The organism is Stenotrophomonas sp. P5_A8, from assembly GCF_056400545.1.
On sequence record NZ_JBFULB010000053.1, the window covers coordinates 1 to 17,357 of the forward strand.

Below are 17,357 nucleotides of genomic sequence, written 5' to 3' on the forward strand. Positions count from 1 at the left end.
GGCCTGCGGCGCGGGCATCGGCCTGGGGGCCGACGCAGGGGTCGGCGCCTCCATCGGTTCCGGCGCCGGCAACGGCTCCGCTGGCGTCGGCAGGCTAGGCGCAACGGGAGCGGGCGGCGGCGGCGGGGCTACCGCCGCGACCAGGCGCAGCGGTGCCACGCCGACCAGCACGAACACCGCCGTGATCGCCAGCGCAGCCACGCGCGGAAAACGGCGGGTCTGCTGCAGGCTGAGCAGGCGCCGCTTGAGGCTGCGGAAGTTCGGCGAGGCACTGGCCACGCCCACCGCCGGACGCGGCGCCACCCCCAACTGCACCAGCAGCCGGCCGTAGTCGTGGCGGCAGTGTCCGTGCCCGGCCACCACCGCACCATCGCAGGCTTCCTCGCGGGCCAACGCGTATTCGCGGGCGGCCAGGTGCACCAGCGGATGGAAGAAGAACACGTGCTGCGCCAGCGCCGGCAGCAGGCCCCACCACAGGTCGCGACGCTGCAGGTGGATCAGCTCGTGGGTCAGCGCCATGTCCAGGTCATCGGCACCCATCGTCGGCAGTTCGCGGGCGGGCAGCAGCAGCACCGGGCGCCACGGCCCGATCAGTTGCGGCGACCGGATCTGCGCGGAAATCTTCAGCGTCGGCGCGCGGCGCAGGCCATGCGCTTCGGCCGCCAGGTGCAGCGCTTGCTGCAAGGTGGCATCGGTGCATTCGGCGGCGTCGCGCACCAGCACGCGGCTGTGGCGGTACCCGCGCAGGCTGTGCAGCAGCAGCACCAGCACACCGGCCGCCCACACCGCCAGCAGCAGCGCCGGCCACGACCACAGCGCTGAAGCCGGTGCGGCCATCGCAACCGTCTCCAGTGCGGCAGGCGCCGCGCCGAGCGCGGCGTCCATGGCCGGCAGCGCCACCATGTGCGTGGTCTGCGTTGCCGGCGCCGGCAACACCGCCAGTTCCAGCGGACTGCTCCAGACCAGGCCCAGCACCGCCTGCGCGGCCACCAGCCACCACAAGCGCACGCGTGTTGCGGCCGGCAGGCCGGGCAGCAGCCGGCACACGCCCCACACCAGCCCCACCAGCACCGCGCTCTGCACGCTGGTCCAGCCCAGCCGTGCCAGCAATTCCATCATCATGATGTCCATGGCTCAGCCCTCCCGCTTGCGTGATTGCAACTGCGCCACCAAGGCTTCCAGCTCGGCCAGCTCCTGGTCGCTGACGTCGGCCTTGTGCGACATGAAGGCCACGAACGGCGACACCGATCCCTGCAGGGTCTTCTCCACGAAGCTGGCCACCGCGCCCTGCACCACGCGGTCCTGGCCACTGGTGGCGGCGTAGCGGTACACGCCCTGCACCTGCTTGCGCTGCAGGTAGGCCTTGCCGCGCAGGCGCTCCATCATGGTCAGCACGGTCGAACGGGCCAGGCCACGCGCTTCGCCAAACCCGGCCGCCACCTCACCCACGGTGGCGCCGCCCTGTTCTGCTACGTACTGCAACAGGGCCAGCTCCTGGTCCCCGATGGTCTTGCCGCGCATGGCGCTCTCCGATGACTACACGTGTCGCTACCGTGCCAGTGACTACAACTGTCGTCAAGTGCCGGAGGGCGTGCGCCGACGAACGGCAGCCGACGCGTCCATTAAACCTTTTGGCCCGCCGCCGCATCCAAGCCTGCGAGCCCGGACCGTCCCTGCTCCACCGGCGCCCGGCGTTCGGTGCACCCGCCCAAGGAAAGCTGCATGCGTTCCCGCACCCTCCGCGCCACCGTCCTGGCCGCACTCGTCATGCCCCTGGCGTGCTTCGCCGCTCCGTCCACCGCCTGGGACCAGGCCAACGCGCAGACCCGCCAGTTCGTGCAGGAAACAATGCAGGCCAAGCGCATTCCCGGGCTGCAGATCGCCGTCGTCAAGGACAACCACCTGGTGCTGTCGGAGGCCTACGGCATGGCCAACGTCGAGAATGCCGTCGCTACCACGCGCGATACGCGCTTCCCGCTGAACTCGGCCACCAAGTCCTTCACCGGGGTGGCGATGGCCCAGCTCGCCCAGGCCGGTCGCGTGGACCTGCAGGCCCCCGTGTCGCACTACCTCGATGATCTGCCGCCGGCGTGGGGCAAGGTGCGGGTACGCCAGCTGCTCGCCCACACCTCCGGCCTGCCGGACATTCTCGATGCGCAGGGGCTGCTCGGCGGCGGTACCGAACAGGAGGCCTGGAAGCAGGTCACCGCCCTGCCGGTGGAGGCCGCGCCCGGCGAGCGCCACCGGTACAACCAGACCAACTACGTGCTGCTGGCGCGGATCATCGCCAAACAGTCCGGCATGCCGTACGAGCAGTACATGGCAAAACACCAGTTCAACGTGGTGGGCATGCCGCGCACCACCTTCGGCGACAGCTACGATCTGGTCGCCACTGCCGCCACCATCTACAGCTGGTTCCCGCGCAGGACCGACGCACCGGATGCGCCGGCGCGGCTGTCACACTGGTTCTACGATCTTTCACCGGGGCTGTGGGCCGGCGCCGGCATGCTCACCACCGCCGACGAAGTGGGTCGTTGGATGATCGCGCTGTCCAAGGGCCAGCTGCTCGACAAGGACGGCGTGCGCCGCATGTGGGCGCCGGAGGTCCTGAGCAACGGGACCCCCGGCGCCTGGTCGGCTGGCTGGCCGGTCATGGGCACGGCACCGGATCTGCAGGTCGGCGGCATGGGCGGCGCACGCGCGGCCTTCATCGTGTATCCCGAACGCCGGCTGGCGGTGATCGTGCTGACCAACCTGGTCGGGGCCAACCCGCAGGACTTCATCGCCCCGATCGCCGCCTTCTACACCGACCCGGCCATGCTCAACCGCGCGGACCGCCCATCACCGGCAGGATCACCCCGCTGATGTAGCTGGCGGTGATCGGCGAGGCCAGGAATACGTACGCCGGGGACAACTCCTCCGGCTGTGCCGGGCGGCCCATGTCGCTGTCCTTGCCGAACTCGGCGACGTCGGCAGGCTTCTTGTCGGCCGGGTTGAGCGGCGTCCACACCGGTCCCGGCGCCACCGCGTTGACCCGGATGCCACGCGGCAGCAGCTGGCTGGCCAGCGCCTTGGTGAAGGCATGGATGGCGCCCTTGGTGGCCGAATAGTCGATCAGCGCCTTGCTGCCGAACAGCCCGGTTTCCGAACCGGTATTGATGATGCAGTCGCCTTCCTGCAGGTGCGGCAGCACCGCACGCGCCATCTGGATGTAACCGCCGATGTTGGTCTGCAGGGTCTCCTGCAGGTGTGCATCTTCCAGGTCTTCCAGGCGTTCGCAGTGCAGCTGGAATGCCGCGTTGTTGACCAGGATGTCGATCCCGCCGAATGCCTTGGCGACCTGCTTGACTGCCTTGTTGCAGAATTTTGGATCGCGCACGTCGCCAGCGATCACCACGCAGCGCGCGCCCTCGGCTTCCACGTGCTGGCGGGTGACCTTGGCATCGGCCGCTTCGTCCAGGTGCAGCACGGCCACGTCGGCGCCTTCGCGGGCGAACAGCACCGCTACGGCGCGGCCGATGCCCGAGTCGGCGCCGGTGATGATCGCGCGCTTGCCTTTCAGCTTGCCGCTGCCCCGGTAGTCGGGGGCCAGGAAGCGCGGCGCCAGCTGCAGTTCGTGCTCGTTGCCGGGCTTGGACACCTGCTGCGCCGGCATTGTTTCCGGTTGTTTGCGGGGACCGGCCTGGGTGGCCTTCTTCGTGGCCTTTTTCGCCGCTACCTTCTTCGCGGCCTGCTTGGCCACGCGCATGTCCTTGGCCTTCTCCTGGTCCTGCAGGCGACGCTGGCGCGCGGCCACGCGGGCGGCGCGCGGATCCTTGGCGGCGGCCTTGCGGGTGGCCGTCTTCACCACCGGCGTGCGTTCGGCCGACGGCTTGGCGGCCTTCTCGGCGGCGACGGGAGAGGTGCGGGTGCGGGTCTTGCGGGTGGCCATGCGAGGCTCCTTTGCGAAAGCGTTCAAGTGCACAGGCAGTGTGGACACCCACGCGACCACGCAAAGTGAGCGCGATGTAGGCGTGCCGTGCAGGCTTCATCCGCTGCATACGCGCGCAGCGGCACGCTGCAGTCCGGAAAACCTGCCGGAGTCACCCCATGTACCGCACCCTTGTCGCCGCCGCCGCCCTCGCCACCCTCTCTGCCTGCAGCAGCACCCCGGTGGCGCAGATCCAGCCCATTGACGGGGTGATCTCCGGCCAGTGCCATGTAGACAAGGTGCGCGGCGCGGTCGGGCTGGCCGCCTCGGCCGCCACCGTCGAGCGCGCCCGCGTGGACAGCGACAGCCTGCAGGTCAACGTGGTGCGCGGCCAGCGCGCCGAGAGCGGGCCGACCGCCAGCGGCGCGGCCAACGCCACGCCGGGTGCCGAAAGCGGCGGTGAACGCCTGACCATCGAAACCGGTGGCACCAACAACATCACCGCACTCTACTGCGGCTGATCGACCCGCTCAGGCCGCCCGCGCGCGCTTGACCGTGCGTCGTGCGGCCTTGAGCACCTTCAACGTGGCCTGCTCCCATTGCCGCTCGCCGCGCAGCCCTGCCAGCGCCTTCAGCGAGCCGGCGCGCCAGCCATCGAACACGCACGGATCGATGTAGGACTTTCTGCACACCGACGGCGTGTTGCCCAGCAGGGTCGCCACCTCGCACACCACCTGCTTCTGCAACGCCGCCAGCGCACGTTCGCTGGAGGGTTCGGGCAGCTCGGTGACGGCCAACTGGCGGATGGCTTCCAGCGTCCCGCCCCAGGTGCGGAAGTCCTTGGCACTGAAATCCTCGCCCATCGCGTCGTGCAGGTAGTCGTTGACCATGCTCGAATCCACCGGCTGCACCGCACCCTCATCATCGCGGTACTGGAACAGCGCCTGCCCGGGCAGCTGCTGGCAACCGCGGATCAGCGTCACCAGGCGGCGATCATCCACGTCCACCTCATGCGCCTGTCCGGATTTGCCGCGGAAGCGCATCTGCGCACGCCCGCCCTTGACAAGTGCCAGGTGGCGATTGCGCAGCGTGGTCAATCCGTAGGACCGGTTGTCGCGGGCGTATACCTCATTGCCCACGCGCACCAGCGTCTGCGCCAGCAGCGCAATCACGATGGCCAGCACCTTGTCGCGCGGGAAGCCGGTCAGCTTGAGGTCGCGCCGCAAGCGGCGGCGCAGCCCGGGCAGTGCCGTGCCGAAGGCGATGATGCGGTCGAACTTGCCATCGCCGCGTACCCGCGCCCAGTCCGCGTGGTAGCGGTATTGCTTGCGCCCGCGTGCGTCGCGGCCGGTGGCCTGCAGGTGGCCGTTGGGCAGCGCGCAGATCCATACATCGGTGTAGGCCGGCGGGATCGCCAGCGCGCGGATCCGCGCCAGCGTGGCCGCATCGCGCACCGCCGCGCCATCGGCATCGCGGTAGCTAAAGCCCTTGCCGGCGCGACGCCGCTGCAGGCCGGGCATTTCGTCGCTGACATAGCGCAGGCCGGCCTCGCGGGCGGCGGCGGCTTCGGGGGTGACACTACGGCTGGGGCTCATCGGCGTGCGCGGCAGAAAGGGTCTGCAGTGTTACCCGGTGGCGGTGTGAGGTCGCGTCAATAACGCAACACGAACACCTCACGCCGCGCTTGGCGATATCCTCGGGGTTTCCCTGGTTCCATGTCCGGAGTCTCGATGCCGTCCTTGTCGTTCCGCCGCCTGCGGCGTTCCCTTGGCCTTCTGGCCGTAGTCCCCACCCTGCTGGCACTGGCCGCCTGCCAGGCACCGCCCATGGACGAGCAGGAAGCGGTGGCCACCCATGCGCAGAAAGCGGCCGAAGCCGCCGCTGCCCCGACCGATGAAGCGGGCAAGGCGCTGGAAGCGCCGCCGGTCGGCAATTGCGATGCCACCCAGGTGCAGAGCCTGGTCGGCCAGGCCTATTCCGACGATGTCGGCAGCCAGGCCCAGCAGGATGCCAGCGCCAAGCAGCTGCGCGTACTCAAGCCCAACGACGTCACCACGATGGAGTTCGTCGGCGAACGCCTGAACATCGAAGTGGACGAGAAGGGTGTGATCAGCGGGCTGCGCTGCGGCTGAACAGGGAGCGCCTGGAAGCCACTTCCAGGCGGCTTTTGCAGGGGTTTGGTTGCGCCTGCAACCGTGTATTGCGGCGTTGCAACAACTGTGATCTAGTCGAGTCATCCGGTGCCTCCAGATGCGCTCAACGGATTGAGCGGGGACGAGTGTCGCCGCTCACCCGACTTTGAGGCAGAGATGGCCCCCCGCAACCGCCAAGGGCTTTACGACCCGCAAGATGAGCGCGACGCCTGTGGTTTCGGCATGGTCGCCCAGCTCGATGACCAGCCGTCCCGACTGCTGGTGGATACCGCCATTGCCGCGCTGTCGCGCATGACCCACCGCGGTGGCGTCGCCGCCGACGGCGTCACCGGTGACGGCTGCGGCCTGTTGCTGCGCCGCCCCGACGTCTTCCTCAAGGCCCTGGCTGCCGAAGCCGGCCTCACCCTCGGCGCACGCTTCGCCGCCGGCGTGGTGTTCCTGCCGCATGACGAAGCCGCCGCGCAGGCCTGCCGCGACATCCTGGAACAGCAGCTGCGCGATGCCGGCTGTCGCCCGGTCGGTTGGCGCCCCGTGCCGACCGACCCGAGCGTGTGTGGCCAGCTGGCGCGCGACACCCTGCCGCGCATCGAGCAGGTGTTCGTCGATGCCGGTGCCGAGCAGGACGAGGCCGCGTTCACCCTGGCGCTGTTCCTGGCCCGGCGTCGCAGCGAACAGCAACTGCGCGACCATGCCGATTACTACGTCACCACGCTCAGCCCGAATGCCATCAGCTACAAGGGCATGGTGCTGCCGGACAAGCTGAGCCGCTTCTACGTGGACCTGCAGCGCAACGACCTGGCCTCCAGCGCCATCGTGTTCCACCAGCGCTTCTCCACCAACACCCTGCCGCGCTGGCCGCTGGCCCACCCGTTCCGGATGCTCGCCCACAACGGCGAGATCAACACCATCGAGGGCAACCGCCGCTGGGCGCAGGCGCGCAGCAAGGTGTGGAAGACCCCGCGCTTTGACATCGGCGAGTTCAACCCGGTCATCTCCATGCACGGCTCGGACTCGCAGAGCCTGGACAACATGCTTGAACTGATGGTCAGCGCCGGCATGGAGCTGATCCAGGCGCTGCGCATCCTGGTGCCACCGGCCACGCAGTCGCTGGAGTTCAAGGACCCCGACCTGGCCGCGTTCTACGAGTTCTACGGCCTTAACAGCGAGCCGTGGGACGGCCCGGCCGGCATCGTCGCCTGCGACGGGCGCTATGCCGCCTGCACGCTGGACCGCAACGGCCTGCGCCCGGCGCGTTGGATGCTCACCTCCGACCGCCACTTCCTGGTTGCCTCCGAAGCCGGCGTGTGGGAAGTCCCGGCCGAGCGCGTGGTACGCAAGGGCAAGCTCGGCCCGGGCGAGATGATGGCCATCGACCTCAAGCGTGGCGACCTGCTCGACTCGGACGCCATCGACCGCATCAACCGTGGCCGCGCCCCGTACAAGCAATGGCTGCAGCAGGGCGTGACCTACCTGCAGACCGAGCTGATCGATCCGTCGCTGGTCGAAGAACCCTTCGACGAGCGCACCCTGCGCAGCTACCACAAGCTGTTCCAGCTCAGCAGCGAGGAAGTGGAACAGATCCTGCGCCCGCTGGCCGAGACCGAGCAGGAGGCCACCGGCTCGATGGGCGATGACACGCCGATGGCGGTGTTGAGCCAGCACAGCCGCCCGCTCTACGACTACTTCCGCCAGGCATTCGCGCAGGTCACCAACCCGCCGATCGATCCGCTGCGCGAAGACTGTGTCATGTCGCTGTCCACCCAGCTCGGCAAGGAGACCAACATCTTCCACGCCGGTGCGGAGACGGTGAACCACGTCATCCTCAATTCGCCGGTGCTCAGCCAGCGCAAGCTGCGCCAGCTGATCAAGATGGAGCAGTACGTCGAGAAGAATCGCCTCATCGACCTCTCCTACAGCCTGGACGAAGGCCTGAAGGCCGGCATCGAGCGCATCTGCGCCGAGGCCGAGGCCGCCGCGCGCGAGGGCATCGTGATGCTGCTGCTGAGCGACCGTTATCCGGTCGCCGATCGGCCGATGGTGCATGCACTGCTGGCCACCAGCGCGGTGCACCACCACCTGTCCAACGCCGGGCTGCGCTGCGACATCAACCTGATCCTGGAAACCGGCACCGCGCGCGACGCGCACCACATGGCCTGCCTGCTCGGCTTCGGTGCCACCGCGGTGTACCCGTACCTGGCCTACCAGACCCTGTTCGACCTGGGCCGGCGCGGCATCCTGCAGCTGAGCAAGGGCGGCGAGCAGTCGCAGATCGGCCGCCGCTACCGCAAGGGCATCTACAAGGGCCTGTCCAAGATCATCTCCAAGATGGGCATCTGCACCGTGGCCAGTTACCGCGGCGCGCAGCTGTTCGAGATCGTCGGCCTCGATGACGAGGTGGTCGACCTGTGCTTCCCGGACACCGCCTCGCGCGTGGCCGGCGTCGGCTTTGCGCGCCTGGACGACGAAGCCCGCGAACTCACCGTGCGTGCCTGGAACGACCTGCTGCGCCCGGACGTGGGCGGCGTGCTCAAGTACGTGCACGGCGGCGAATACCACATGTACAACCCGGACGTGGTCATGACCCTGCAGCGCGCCGCGCGCAGCGGCGATGCCGCCGACTGGCAGCGGTACTGCGATGCCGTGCACGGCCGCCCGGTATCGGCACTGCGCGACCTGCTGCAGCTCAAGGCCGCGCCCGTCCCGACCCCGCTGGAAGAAGTGGCCCCGGCTGAAGACCTGTTCCGCCGCTTCGACACCGCCGCGATCAGCCTGGGTGCGTTGTCGCCCGAGGCGCATGAAGCGCTGGCGATCGCGATGAACCGCCTCGGCGGGCGCAGCAACTCCGGCGAAGGCGGCGAAGACCCGGTGCGCTACGGCACCGAGAAGCGCAGCAAGATCAAGCAGGTGGCGTCCGGTCGTTTCGGCGTCACCGCCGAGTACCTGGTCAACGCCGAAGTGCTGCAGATCAAGGTCGCCCAGGGCGCCAAGCCCGGCGAAGGCGGCCAGCTGCCCGGCCACAAGGTCAACGAACTGATCGCGCGGCTGCGTTACGCCAAGCCGGGCATTGGCCTGATCTCACCGCCGCCGCACCACGACATCTACTCCATCGAAGACCTGGCCCAGCTGATCTACGACCTCAAGCAGGTCAATCCGACCGCGCTGGTGTCGGTGAAGCTGGTCAGCCATGCCGGTGTCGGCACCATCGCCGCGGGCGTGGTCAAGGCCGGCGCCGATCTGATCACCGTGTCCGGCCATGACGGCGGCACCGGGGCCAGCCCGGTCAGCTCGATCCGCTATGCCGGCGTGCCGTGGGAACTGGGCGTGGCCGAGTCGCACCAGGCGCTGGTGGCCAACGATCTGCGCGGGCGCACGCTGCTGCAGACCGACGGCGGCCTGAAGACCGGGCTGGATGTGATCAAGGCCGCGCTGCTCGGCGCGGACAGTTTCGGCTTCGGCACCGCGCCGATGATCGTGCTGGGCTGCAAGTACCTGCGCATCTGCCACCTCAACAATTGCGCCACCGGCGTGGCCACCCAGGACGAGCGCCTGCGCGCGCAGTACTTCACCGGCCTGCCCGAGCGCGTGGAGAACTTCTTCCGCCTGCTGGCCGAGGAAGTGCGCGGCTGGTTGTCCTACCTGGGCGTGCGCTCGCTGGACGAGATCATCGGCCGCACCGACCTGCTGCAGCAGTTGGACGTGTCGCCGCGCCCGGGGGTCAAGGTGGATCTGTCGCGCCTGCTGCACCCGGCCGACTACGCGGGCAGCCACTGCGCCGCGCAGCGCCTGTATGAATCGCCGGACAGCCTGGCCACGCAGATGGACGGCCTGCTGGCCCCGGCCATCGCCGGCAAGCTCGGCGGCGAACACCGCTTCCTGATCCACAACACCGACCGCTCGATCGGCACCCGCCTCTCCGGCGAGATCGCACGCACGCACGGCAACCAGGGCATGAGCGATGCGCCGCTGACCCTGCGCTTCCGCGGCACCGCCGGGCAGAGCTTCGGCGCGTTCAACGTCGGCGGCCTGCAGCTGGAGGTTGAAGGCGAGGCCAACGATTACGTCGGCAAGGGCATGGCCGGCGGCCGCCTGGTGGTACGACCGCCGCGCGGCGCGCGCTTTGAGGCACGCAACACCGCGATCATCGGCAACACCTGCCTGTACGGCGCCACCGGTGGCGAGCTGTTCGCCGCGGGCCGGGCCGGCGAGCGCTTCGGCGTGCGCAACTCCGGCGCGCTGGCGGTGATCGAAGGCGCCGGCGACCACTGCTGCGAGTACATGACCGATGGCATCGTGCTGGTGCTGGGCAAGGTCGGGGTGAACTTCGGCGCCGGCTTCACCGGCGGGCTGGCCTACGTGCTGGATATCGACCGCGACTTCGTGGACCGCTACAACCACGAGCTGATCGACATCCACCGCATCTCGGCCGAAGGCTTCGAGAACCATCGCCAGCACCTGCACACGCTGATCAGCCGCCACCGCGAACTGACCGGCAGCATCTGGGCGCAGCAGATCCTCGACGAATTCCGCGACTACGTCGGCAAGTTCTGGCTGGTCAAACCCAAGGCGGCCAGCATCGAATCGTTGACCGACTCACTGCGCCGCGCTGCCTGACCGTCCACGTAGTGCCGGCCGCTGGCCGGCAACCCAAAAATCGTAGCGCCGGGCTCTGCCCGGCGACCGAACAACGCAGGGCCCACCCATGAGCCGCAAGCAAGCCTTCCAGTTCCTCGACCTGCCCCGGACCATGCCGCAGCGCATCCCGGTCGAACTGCGCACCTCCGGCGACTGGGGYGAGCTGTACGGCAAGTTCGGCAAGGAAGACGCGCAGTACCAGGCCGGGCGCTGCCTGGACTGCGGCAACCCCTACTGCAGCTGGAAGTGCCCGGTGCACAACGCCATCCCGCAGTGGCTGCAGCTGGTGCAGGAAAACCGCATCCACGAGGCGGCCACGCTGTGCCACTCGACCAACCCCCTGCCCGAAGTCTGCGGCCGGGTATGCCCGCAGGACCGCCTGTGCGAAGGCAGCTGCACGCTGGAAGAATTCGGCGCGGTCACCATCGGTGCGGTCGAGAAGTACATCGTGGACACCGCGCTGGCCACCGGCTGGCGCCCGGACATGACGGCCGTGGAGCCCACCGGCAAGCGCGTGGCGGTGATCGGCGCCGGCCCGGCCGGACTGGCCTGTGCCGATCGTCTGGCGCATGCCGGGATCCAGGCGGTGGTGTATGACCGCTACGAACAGATCGGCGGGCTGCTGCAGTTCGGCATCCCCAGCTTCAAGCTGGACAAATCGGTGATCAGCCGCCGCCGCAACGTGCTCGAGGGCATGGGCGTGCAGTTCCGCCTCGGCGTGGAGATCGGCCGCGATGTCAGCGTGGACGAACTGCTGGCCGAGTACGACGCGGTGTTCGTGGGCACCGGTGCCTACCGCTATACCGACGGCGGTCTGCTCGGCCAGGATCTCAAGGGCGTGCTGCCGGCGCTGCCATTCCTGGTGCAGAACAGTCGCATCGTCAGCGGCAGCGACGCGCATGGTCGCCCTATCGCCGGCTGGGAAGACCAGATCGCCCTGCCCGACCTGGACGGCAAGCGCGTGGTGGTGCTCGGCGGTGGCGACACCGGCATGGACTGCGTCCGCAGCGCCGTGCGGCTGGGCGCAGCCAAGGTGACCTGCGCCTATCGCCGCGATGAGGCCAACATGCCCGGCTCGGCGCGCGAGGTAGCCAATGCCCGCGAAGAAGGCGTGCGCTTCCTGTTCAATCGCCAGCCGCTGTCGATCGAAGCCGGCGCCGATGACGAAGTGATCGGGGTGATGGTGGTGGAAACCCAGCTCGGCGCGCCCGACGCGCAGGGGCGTCGCAACGCGGTGCCGATCGAAGGCAGCGAATCGCTGCTGGAAGCGGACGTGGTGATCATCGCGTTCGGCTTCTCGCCCAGTACCCCCGCCTGGCTGACCGCGCAGGGCGTGGAAGGCGGACACAACGGCCGCATCATCGCCGGTGGCAAGGACCGGCTGCCGTTCCAGACCGCGCATCCGCGCCTGTTCGCCGGTGGCGATGCCGTGCGCGGTGCCGACCTGGTGGTGACGGCGGTGGCCGAAGGCCGCGATGCGGCCGGCAGCATCGTGCAGTTGTTGTCGGTGTAACGCGGCGGGCGTGCCGGGGCCGCGCTGCGCGCGGTTGCCGGGCGTGGGCCGGCATTACCGGCTTCGTTGTGGTTGGTGGTGGTTGCCGGGCATGGTCTGGCACTACCGCTTCGTTGGGGTTGGTCGCGTTGCCGGGCATGGCCCGGCACTACCSGYTTCGTTGKGGTTGRTCGTGGTTGCCGGGYATGGCCCGGCAYTACCSGCTTCGTTGSGRTTGGTCGTGGTTGCCGGGCATGGCCCGGCACTACCCGCTTCGTTGGGGTTGGTCGTGGTTGCCGGGCTTGGCCCGGCACTACCCGCTTCGTTGTGGTTGATCGCGTTGCCGGGCGGGCCCGGCACTACCGGGGCGGCGGGTAGAGCCGGGCCATGCCCGGCTGCTTTTCAGGCCGCGTTCGACAGCGGCGCGGCCGCGCGTACGCCGGCGCGCTCGATTTCCAATGCCAGCAGCAGCTGGATTTCATCGAGCTGGTCGCGGATGCGCTCGTTGCTGGCACCATCGGCATGTTCCTTGCCGATATGCGCGTCCAGCATGCGCGCCAGGCCGGCCAGCAGCACGTCCGCATCGCCGGCGGCGGCATGCCGCAACAACCGGCCGAGCGCGCGGATGCGGGCGCTGCGGTCATCTGCCGAGGACAGGGCTGACAGGGAGTGAGCGGAATTGGAGGGGGTCATGGCAGGACGTCCTGATTGACTGACAGTACCCACTGTCGGTTATGGCCCACCCACGAACCATGCAACTAATACGAAAACGTGTGAAGGCCGGTGACGGTGGTCGCGCTTTCACACGGCAGGAAGCGACATAGAATGCGGTTTTCCCGTCCCGGACACTTCCCATGCGCATCGGCCTGGCCGCCAACCGCCTGCACCACCATGACAAGCACGCCGCGCTGTTCCGCTGGCTGCGCGCCTGCGACGGCGGGCTGCGCGAGCTGGGGGTGGAACTGCACGCGGTCGGGCGCACCTTCGATGCGATCCGGCGGCTGGGCTTCCTGCCCGACTTCGCGCCGCTGCAGCGCTACCCGAACGGGCGCGAGGGCGGGCTGATGAAACTGGTCGCCGAAGTGGTCGGGATGGGCGCGCCGGAACGCACCCTGGACGGGGCGATCTACCTGATGGACCCGGTCGACCCGTCCTCGGTGTTCCCCGAGGCCACCGCGCTCAAGCGCCAGTGCGTGATCCACGGCAAGCCGTTCATCTCCACCGTGGCCACCGCGCGCGACTGGGTGGAAGTGGAGCGTGTGCACGCCGGGCTGGTCGCCGATCCGGGCGCGGACGACCTGCACGCGTTCGAGCGCCAGACCCTGGCGCTGATCGCCCACGATGCGATGAAGCCGGCCATGCTGGCCTTCGCCGATGCGCATTTCGATCTGTTGTCCCGGTTCCACCACCGGGTCGGCACGGGCACCACCGGCCAGCGCCTCAACGAACTGGCCTGGAGCCGCGGCTGGCCGCAGGACCAGGCGTGGGTGGCGCGCTACCAGAGCGGCCCGATGGGCGGCGATGCGCAGATCGCCGACCGCGTGCTGGAAGGCCACTGCCAGCGCGCGATCTTCTTCGAGGACCCGCACGTGGCACGCCAGCATGAAGCGGACATCCAGCTGCTCGAACGGGCGGTCACCACCGTCACCGACCAGGCCGTGTGCATCACCGCCCCGCGCGTGGCCGAGCGCTGGGCGCAGGCCGCCACCGCGCGGATGGATCGCTGACGGGTCCGACGCGGACGGTATCCACGCATGCCGTGGCCCTCCCCAGCGGAAACATCACCTGAGCACCGGGCAAGACCCGTAAGACGCGTAGCGCCACGCCATGCGTGGATACCGCGCGCCAGCGCGGTACATGCCGCCGCAACCGGATCGTCGACCCGTTGGCCTATCGACCGACGTTGACCCTGACCGACGCGCTGCATCAGGCGTCCAGGACGCCCGGATGACAGGCAGCCACGCATGGCGTGGCGCTACCCCGCCGGAGTGAGCATCTGCCGCAGCATCGCTTTCAGGCGCCGGCCTTCGAGCTGGAAGTAATCCCGCTCGGCATGCCAGTTCGGGAACCGCTGCTCGACTTCGGCCCAGAACGCCGGTGAGTGATTGGCCTGGATCAGATGGCAGAGCTCGTGCACCAGCACGTACTCGAACGCCGACGGCCGCCCCAGCACCAGCGCCAGGTCCAGCGCCATGCTGCCGTCCGGGGCCAGCGAGCCCCACTGCGATGACATCACCTTCAGCCGCAACCGGGCCGGTGCGCGCGGCAGGCCGGGCAGGTAGCGCGGCAGCCACTGGCCGACATCGGCGCGGGTCTGCGCTTCGTAGAATTCGCGCAGCGCGCGGCGCAAGGTGGCGTCGGTGCCGCGCGCGGGCCAATGCAGGCACGCGCCGGCATCGTCCAGCGCCATGTGCGCGTAGCGACCGCTCTCCCAGCGCAACGGCAACAGTTCACCGCGCAGCGGCAGCAGCCCCGGTTCGCCGATCACCAGCGGCGGCGGCAGGTTCTGCGCCTGGTAACTGCGCAGCTGGGTCGACAGCCAATCGCGGTGCTGTTCCAGGAAACGCTCGCCCATCACCAGGCTGGCGCGCGGCGGCAGGGTCAGGCGGACGCCGCGCTCGTCGACGCTGAGCTTGATCCGGCGCGCCCGCGGATCACGCACGCGCAGCACATCGATCTCGGCATCCTCCAGGCGCAGTCGTACCGTATCGCGCTGCACGGTGGGGGCAGCCGGCGAAATGAGGCGGCGGAGGAATCCAGACATGGGTACAGCATAGCGCCGGCGGTGACCGGCGCATGACTGCGCGCTGTTCAGCCGATCCCGGGCGGCGCGCGCTCCCGCGCGCCGCCCGGAACGGTAGGGGCGTCAGTCGGCCTTGCTGAGCTTGAAGGCCGCTTCCAGCAGCAGGAACAGGCGGCGCACTTCACCGCTCTGCAGGGCGAAGCGGGCGTCCAGTTCAGCGCGGCGGCCGTCATCGTCGGCGTGTTCGAGCTGGTCGAGCGCACCATCCAGGAACTTCAGCTTGCGCACGATCAGGTCATCACCGAGCACGAAGGACAGGTTGTCCTCGAACACCAGTGCCAGCTTGGTCACCTGCTTGCCGGCGTCCAGGTGCTTGTCGATCTCGTCGCAGCGCAGTTCCTGGTGCTGGCACTTGACCACCGCCCCGCCCTCGGCCGGGTCCTTCATCTCGCACTCTTCGCCCAGGCTCAGCCCGGTCGGGAGTTCCTCACCGGCGATCCAGCCGGTGAGGATCGAGCGCGGCGCCACTTCGGCGTTGAGCGGCATCGCCGGGAAGCTGCCGAGCAGGCCGCGGATGTCGGACATGACGTTCTCGCCGGTCTTGCGGCTGGAACTGTCCACCGCCACGTAGCCGTGGGTGAGGTCGATCAACGCATCGGTACGCGAGCTCTTCACGAACGCGCGCGGCATCAGTTCGTGCAGCAGGTCGTCCTTGAGCCGCTTGCGCTCGCGGCCGCCGGGCTTGCGTCCTTCCTTCTCTTCGATCTCCTCCAGCTTGCGCGCCAGCAGATCGTTGACCACCGCGCCCGGCAGGATCTTGTCCTCACCGCCAACGGTCAGCCACAGCGCATCGCCGATGCGGTGCGAGAACACGGTCTTTTCCTCGCGGCCGAACGGCGAGATGAAGCCACGGGAATTCATTTCGAGCGGGCCGACCGGCTTGAGCAGCACCTGCGGCAGCAGCGTATCTACCTCGGAGAAATCGGTGGCGGTCGGGAAGCGGAACAGCGTCAGGTTGCGAAAGAACATGGAAGTCCGGATAGGTCGTGAAAGGAAGGCGGGGCGAGGCTCGGCTCAGGACAGCCCGGGTGCGCCGCCGGCGTCGGGGGTGGCGTCGGTCCAGGCCGACGGCGTGGGCGGCGCGGCGGCAATGCCGTCGCGTCCCAGCGCCATGAAATCGAACAGGCTCGGATCGGCCAGCTGCGAAGGCTGGATGTTGCCCAGCGCGCGCGCGATCTGATCGATGCGGCCGGGGTGCTGCTGTTCCCACTGCTGCAGCATCTGCCCGACCTGGCGGCGTTGCAGGTTGTCCTGGCTGCCGCACAGGTTGCACGGGATGATCGGAAACGCGCGTGCCTGCGCATAGGCGCGGATATCGTCTTCGGCCACGTAGGCCAGCGGACGGATCACCACGTGCTGGCCGTCATCGCTGCGCAGCTTGGGCGGCATCGCCGACAGCTTGGCATGGTGGAACAGGTTGAGGAAGAACGTGGCCACGCTGTCATCGCGGTGGTGGCCCAACGCGATCTTGCTGAAGCCATTCTCCGCCGCATGGCGGTACAGCGCGCCGCGGCGCAGGCGCGAGCATAGCGAACACATCGTGCGGCCTTCGGGAATCACCCGGCTCACCACCGAATAGGTGTCCTGCTCGATGACCTGGTAGGCCACCCCGATCGATTCGAGGTACGCCGGCAGTACGTGCGCGGGGAAGTCCGGCTGCTTCTGGTCCAGGTTGACCGCGACCAGCTCGAAGCGCACCGGCGCCTTTTTCTGCAGCTGCAGCAGCACGTCCAGCAGGGTGTAGCTGTCCTTGCCGCCGGACAGGCACACCATCACCTTGTCGCCGTCGGCGATCATGCCGAAATCGCCGATGGCCTGGCCGACCTGGCGGCGCAGGCGCCGCGCCAGCTTGTCCTGCACGGCGTCGAGCGCGCGCGGATCGCGGGCGCGCGGGACGGGATCGGGCAGGGCGAAGACGGCGCTCATGGGGGGTCATTCTACCGGCTCGCGCCGACCGTCACGGCCACCGGGAAGTGACTGCGTTCACCCCCACGGCTCACCGTGGATGTGTATGCTCGAGACTGTGGATACCATGACACTCGCCGACATCAGCGCCCGCCTTGCCCACCTCCGGCAGGAGCACCGCGCGCTCGATGACCAGATCCAGCGCATGGCCGCCAACGGCGAGGACGAGCTGGAATTCAAGCGTCTGAAACGACGCAAGCTGCAGTTGAAGGACTGCATCGCCAAGCTGGAAGACATGCTGATCCCCGACGAACCGGCGTAGAGCCGACCGTTGGTCGGCTGCCGTYCGWCCCGTTCCCCGCCGATGTTCCGGASGGTAGAGCCGACCGTTGGTCAGCTGCCGTCCTTCCCGTTCCCCGCCGAAGTTCCGGAGGGTAGAGCCGACCGTTGGTCGGCTGCCGT

15 protein-coding genes are annotated in these 17,357 nt (G+C 68.8%); 7 read left to right on the plus strand and 8 right to left on the minus strand.

Annotation, left to right across the window (positions count from 1 at the left end; genetic code table 11):
- Together AC1DQP_RS05945 and AC1DQP_RS05950 are read right to left on the minus strand one after the other, a co-directional pair.
- On the minus strand, positions 1-1,131 hold a 1,131-nt coding region (locus AC1DQP_RS05945; protein ID WP_478051254.1), incomplete at its 3' end, for a M56 family metallopeptidase.
- Between the two features lie 3 nt (positions 1,132-1,134).
- Entirely contained in the window at positions 1,135-1,521 is a 387-nt protein-coding gene (locus AC1DQP_RS05950) for a BlaI/MecI/CopY family transcriptional regulator (RefSeq protein ID WP_256777300.1), read from the minus strand.
- Positions 1,522-1,722: 201 nt separating this feature from the next.
- Here AC1DQP_RS05950 and AC1DQP_RS05955 point away from each other — a divergent pair, with 201 nt between their 5' ends.
- Positions 1,723-2,865 carry a serine hydrolase domain-containing protein gene (locus tag AC1DQP_RS05955; RefSeq protein WP_457318259.1) on the plus strand — a complete coding sequence of 381 codons (1,143 nt, stop codon included), beginning with the start codon at positions 1,723-1,725 and terminating at the stop codon, positions 2,863-2,865.
- On the opposite strand, the gene AC1DQP_RS05960 is transcribed toward AC1DQP_RS05955, so the two are convergent.
- On the minus strand, positions 2,822-3,931 hold the full coding sequence (locus tag AC1DQP_RS05960; protein ID WP_457318260.1) for an SDR family oxidoreductase: 1,110 nt from the start codon (positions 3,929-3,931) through the stop codon (positions 2,822-2,824). The two genes, AC1DQP_RS05955 and AC1DQP_RS05960, sit on opposite strands and share 44 nt — an antisense overlap.
- Positions 3,932-4,089: 158 nt before the next feature.
- On the opposite strand from AC1DQP_RS05960, the gene AC1DQP_RS05965 reads away from it, so the two are divergent.
- Entirely contained in the window at positions 4,090-4,431 is a 342-nt protein-coding gene (locus tag AC1DQP_RS05965; RefSeq protein WP_256777297.1) for a hypothetical protein, read from the plus strand.
- 9 nt (positions 4,432-4,440) lie between these two features.
- On the opposite strand, the gene AC1DQP_RS05970 is transcribed toward AC1DQP_RS05965, so the two are convergent.
- Positions 4,441-5,505 (minus strand): DNA topoisomerase IB, encoded by a 1,065-nt coding sequence (locus AC1DQP_RS05970; RefSeq protein WP_457318261.1) that lies wholly within the window; start codon positions 5,503-5,505, stop codon positions 4,441-4,443.
- Positions 5,506-5,640: 135 nt separating this feature from the next.
- Between AC1DQP_RS05970 and AC1DQP_RS05975 the strand changes: the two genes are divergently transcribed.
- From AC1DQP_RS05975 to AC1DQP_RS05985, 3 genes are all read left to right on the plus strand, one after another.
- Positions 5,641-6,042 carry an I78 family peptidase inhibitor gene (locus AC1DQP_RS05975; protein WP_256777295.1) on the plus strand — a complete coding sequence of 134 codons (402 nt, stop codon included), beginning with the start codon at positions 5,641-5,643 and terminating at the stop codon, positions 6,040-6,042.
- 177 nt (positions 6,043-6,219) lie between these two features.
- The gene (gene gltB, locus AC1DQP_RS05980; protein ID WP_457318262.1) at positions 6,220-10,674 is read left to right on the plus strand and encodes a glutamate synthase large subunit; all 4,455 of its coding nucleotides are present in this window, start codon (positions 6,220-6,222) and stop codon (positions 10,672-10,674) included.
- 88 nt (positions 10,675-10,762) lie between these two features.
- Positions 10,763-12,208 (plus strand): FAD-dependent oxidoreductase, encoded by a 1,446-nt coding sequence (locus AC1DQP_RS05985; RefSeq protein WP_256777293.1) that lies wholly within the window; start codon positions 10,763-10,765, stop codon positions 12,206-12,208.
- 381 nt (positions 12,209-12,589) lie between these two features.
- Here the strand turns inward: AC1DQP_RS05985 and AC1DQP_RS05990 are convergent, their stop codons facing one another.
- Positions 12,590-12,880, minus strand: coding sequence for an exodeoxyribonuclease V subunit beta (locus AC1DQP_RS05990; protein ID WP_457318263.1), 291 nt, complete (start codon positions 12,878-12,880; stop codon positions 12,590-12,592).
- 161 nt (positions 12,881-13,041) lie between these two features.
- Between AC1DQP_RS05990 and AC1DQP_RS05995 the strand changes: the two genes are divergently transcribed.
- Complete coding sequence (locus tag AC1DQP_RS05995) at positions 13,042-13,914, plus strand: methylglyoxal synthase (RefSeq protein ID WP_457318264.1); 873 nt, start codon at positions 13,042-13,044, stop codon at positions 13,912-13,914.
- Between the two features lie 248 nt (positions 13,915-14,162).
- On the opposite strand, the gene AC1DQP_RS06000 is transcribed toward AC1DQP_RS05995, so the two are convergent.
- The 3 genes from AC1DQP_RS06000 to ttcA all read right to left on the minus strand — a co-directional run bounded on the left by AC1DQP_RS06000 (position 14,163) and on the right by ttcA (position 16,916).
- On the minus strand, positions 14,163-14,951 hold the full coding sequence (locus AC1DQP_RS06000) for a M48 family metallopeptidase (RefSeq protein ID WP_457318265.1): 789 nt from the start codon (positions 14,949-14,951) through the stop codon (positions 14,163-14,165).
- Positions 14,952-15,053: 102 nt separating this feature from the next.
- On the minus strand, positions 15,054-15,959 hold the full coding sequence (locus AC1DQP_RS06005; RefSeq protein WP_256777288.1) for a recombination-associated protein RdgC: 906 nt from the start codon (positions 15,957-15,959) through the stop codon (positions 15,054-15,056).
- A 45-nt stretch (positions 15,960-16,004) separates the two neighbouring features.
- Complete coding sequence (gene ttcA, locus AC1DQP_RS06010) at positions 16,005-16,916, minus strand: tRNA 2-thiocytidine(32) synthetase TtcA (RefSeq protein WP_478051255.1); 912 nt, start codon at positions 16,914-16,916, stop codon at positions 16,005-16,007.
- Positions 16,917-17,022: 106 nt separating this feature from the next.
- Between ttcA and AC1DQP_RS06015 the strand changes: the two genes are divergently transcribed.
- A complete protein-coding gene (locus AC1DQP_RS06015; protein WP_306175477.1) occupies positions 17,023-17,217 on the plus strand; it encodes a YdcH family protein in 195 nt (64 codons plus the stop codon).
- Positions 17,218-17,357 lie beyond the last annotated feature (140 nt).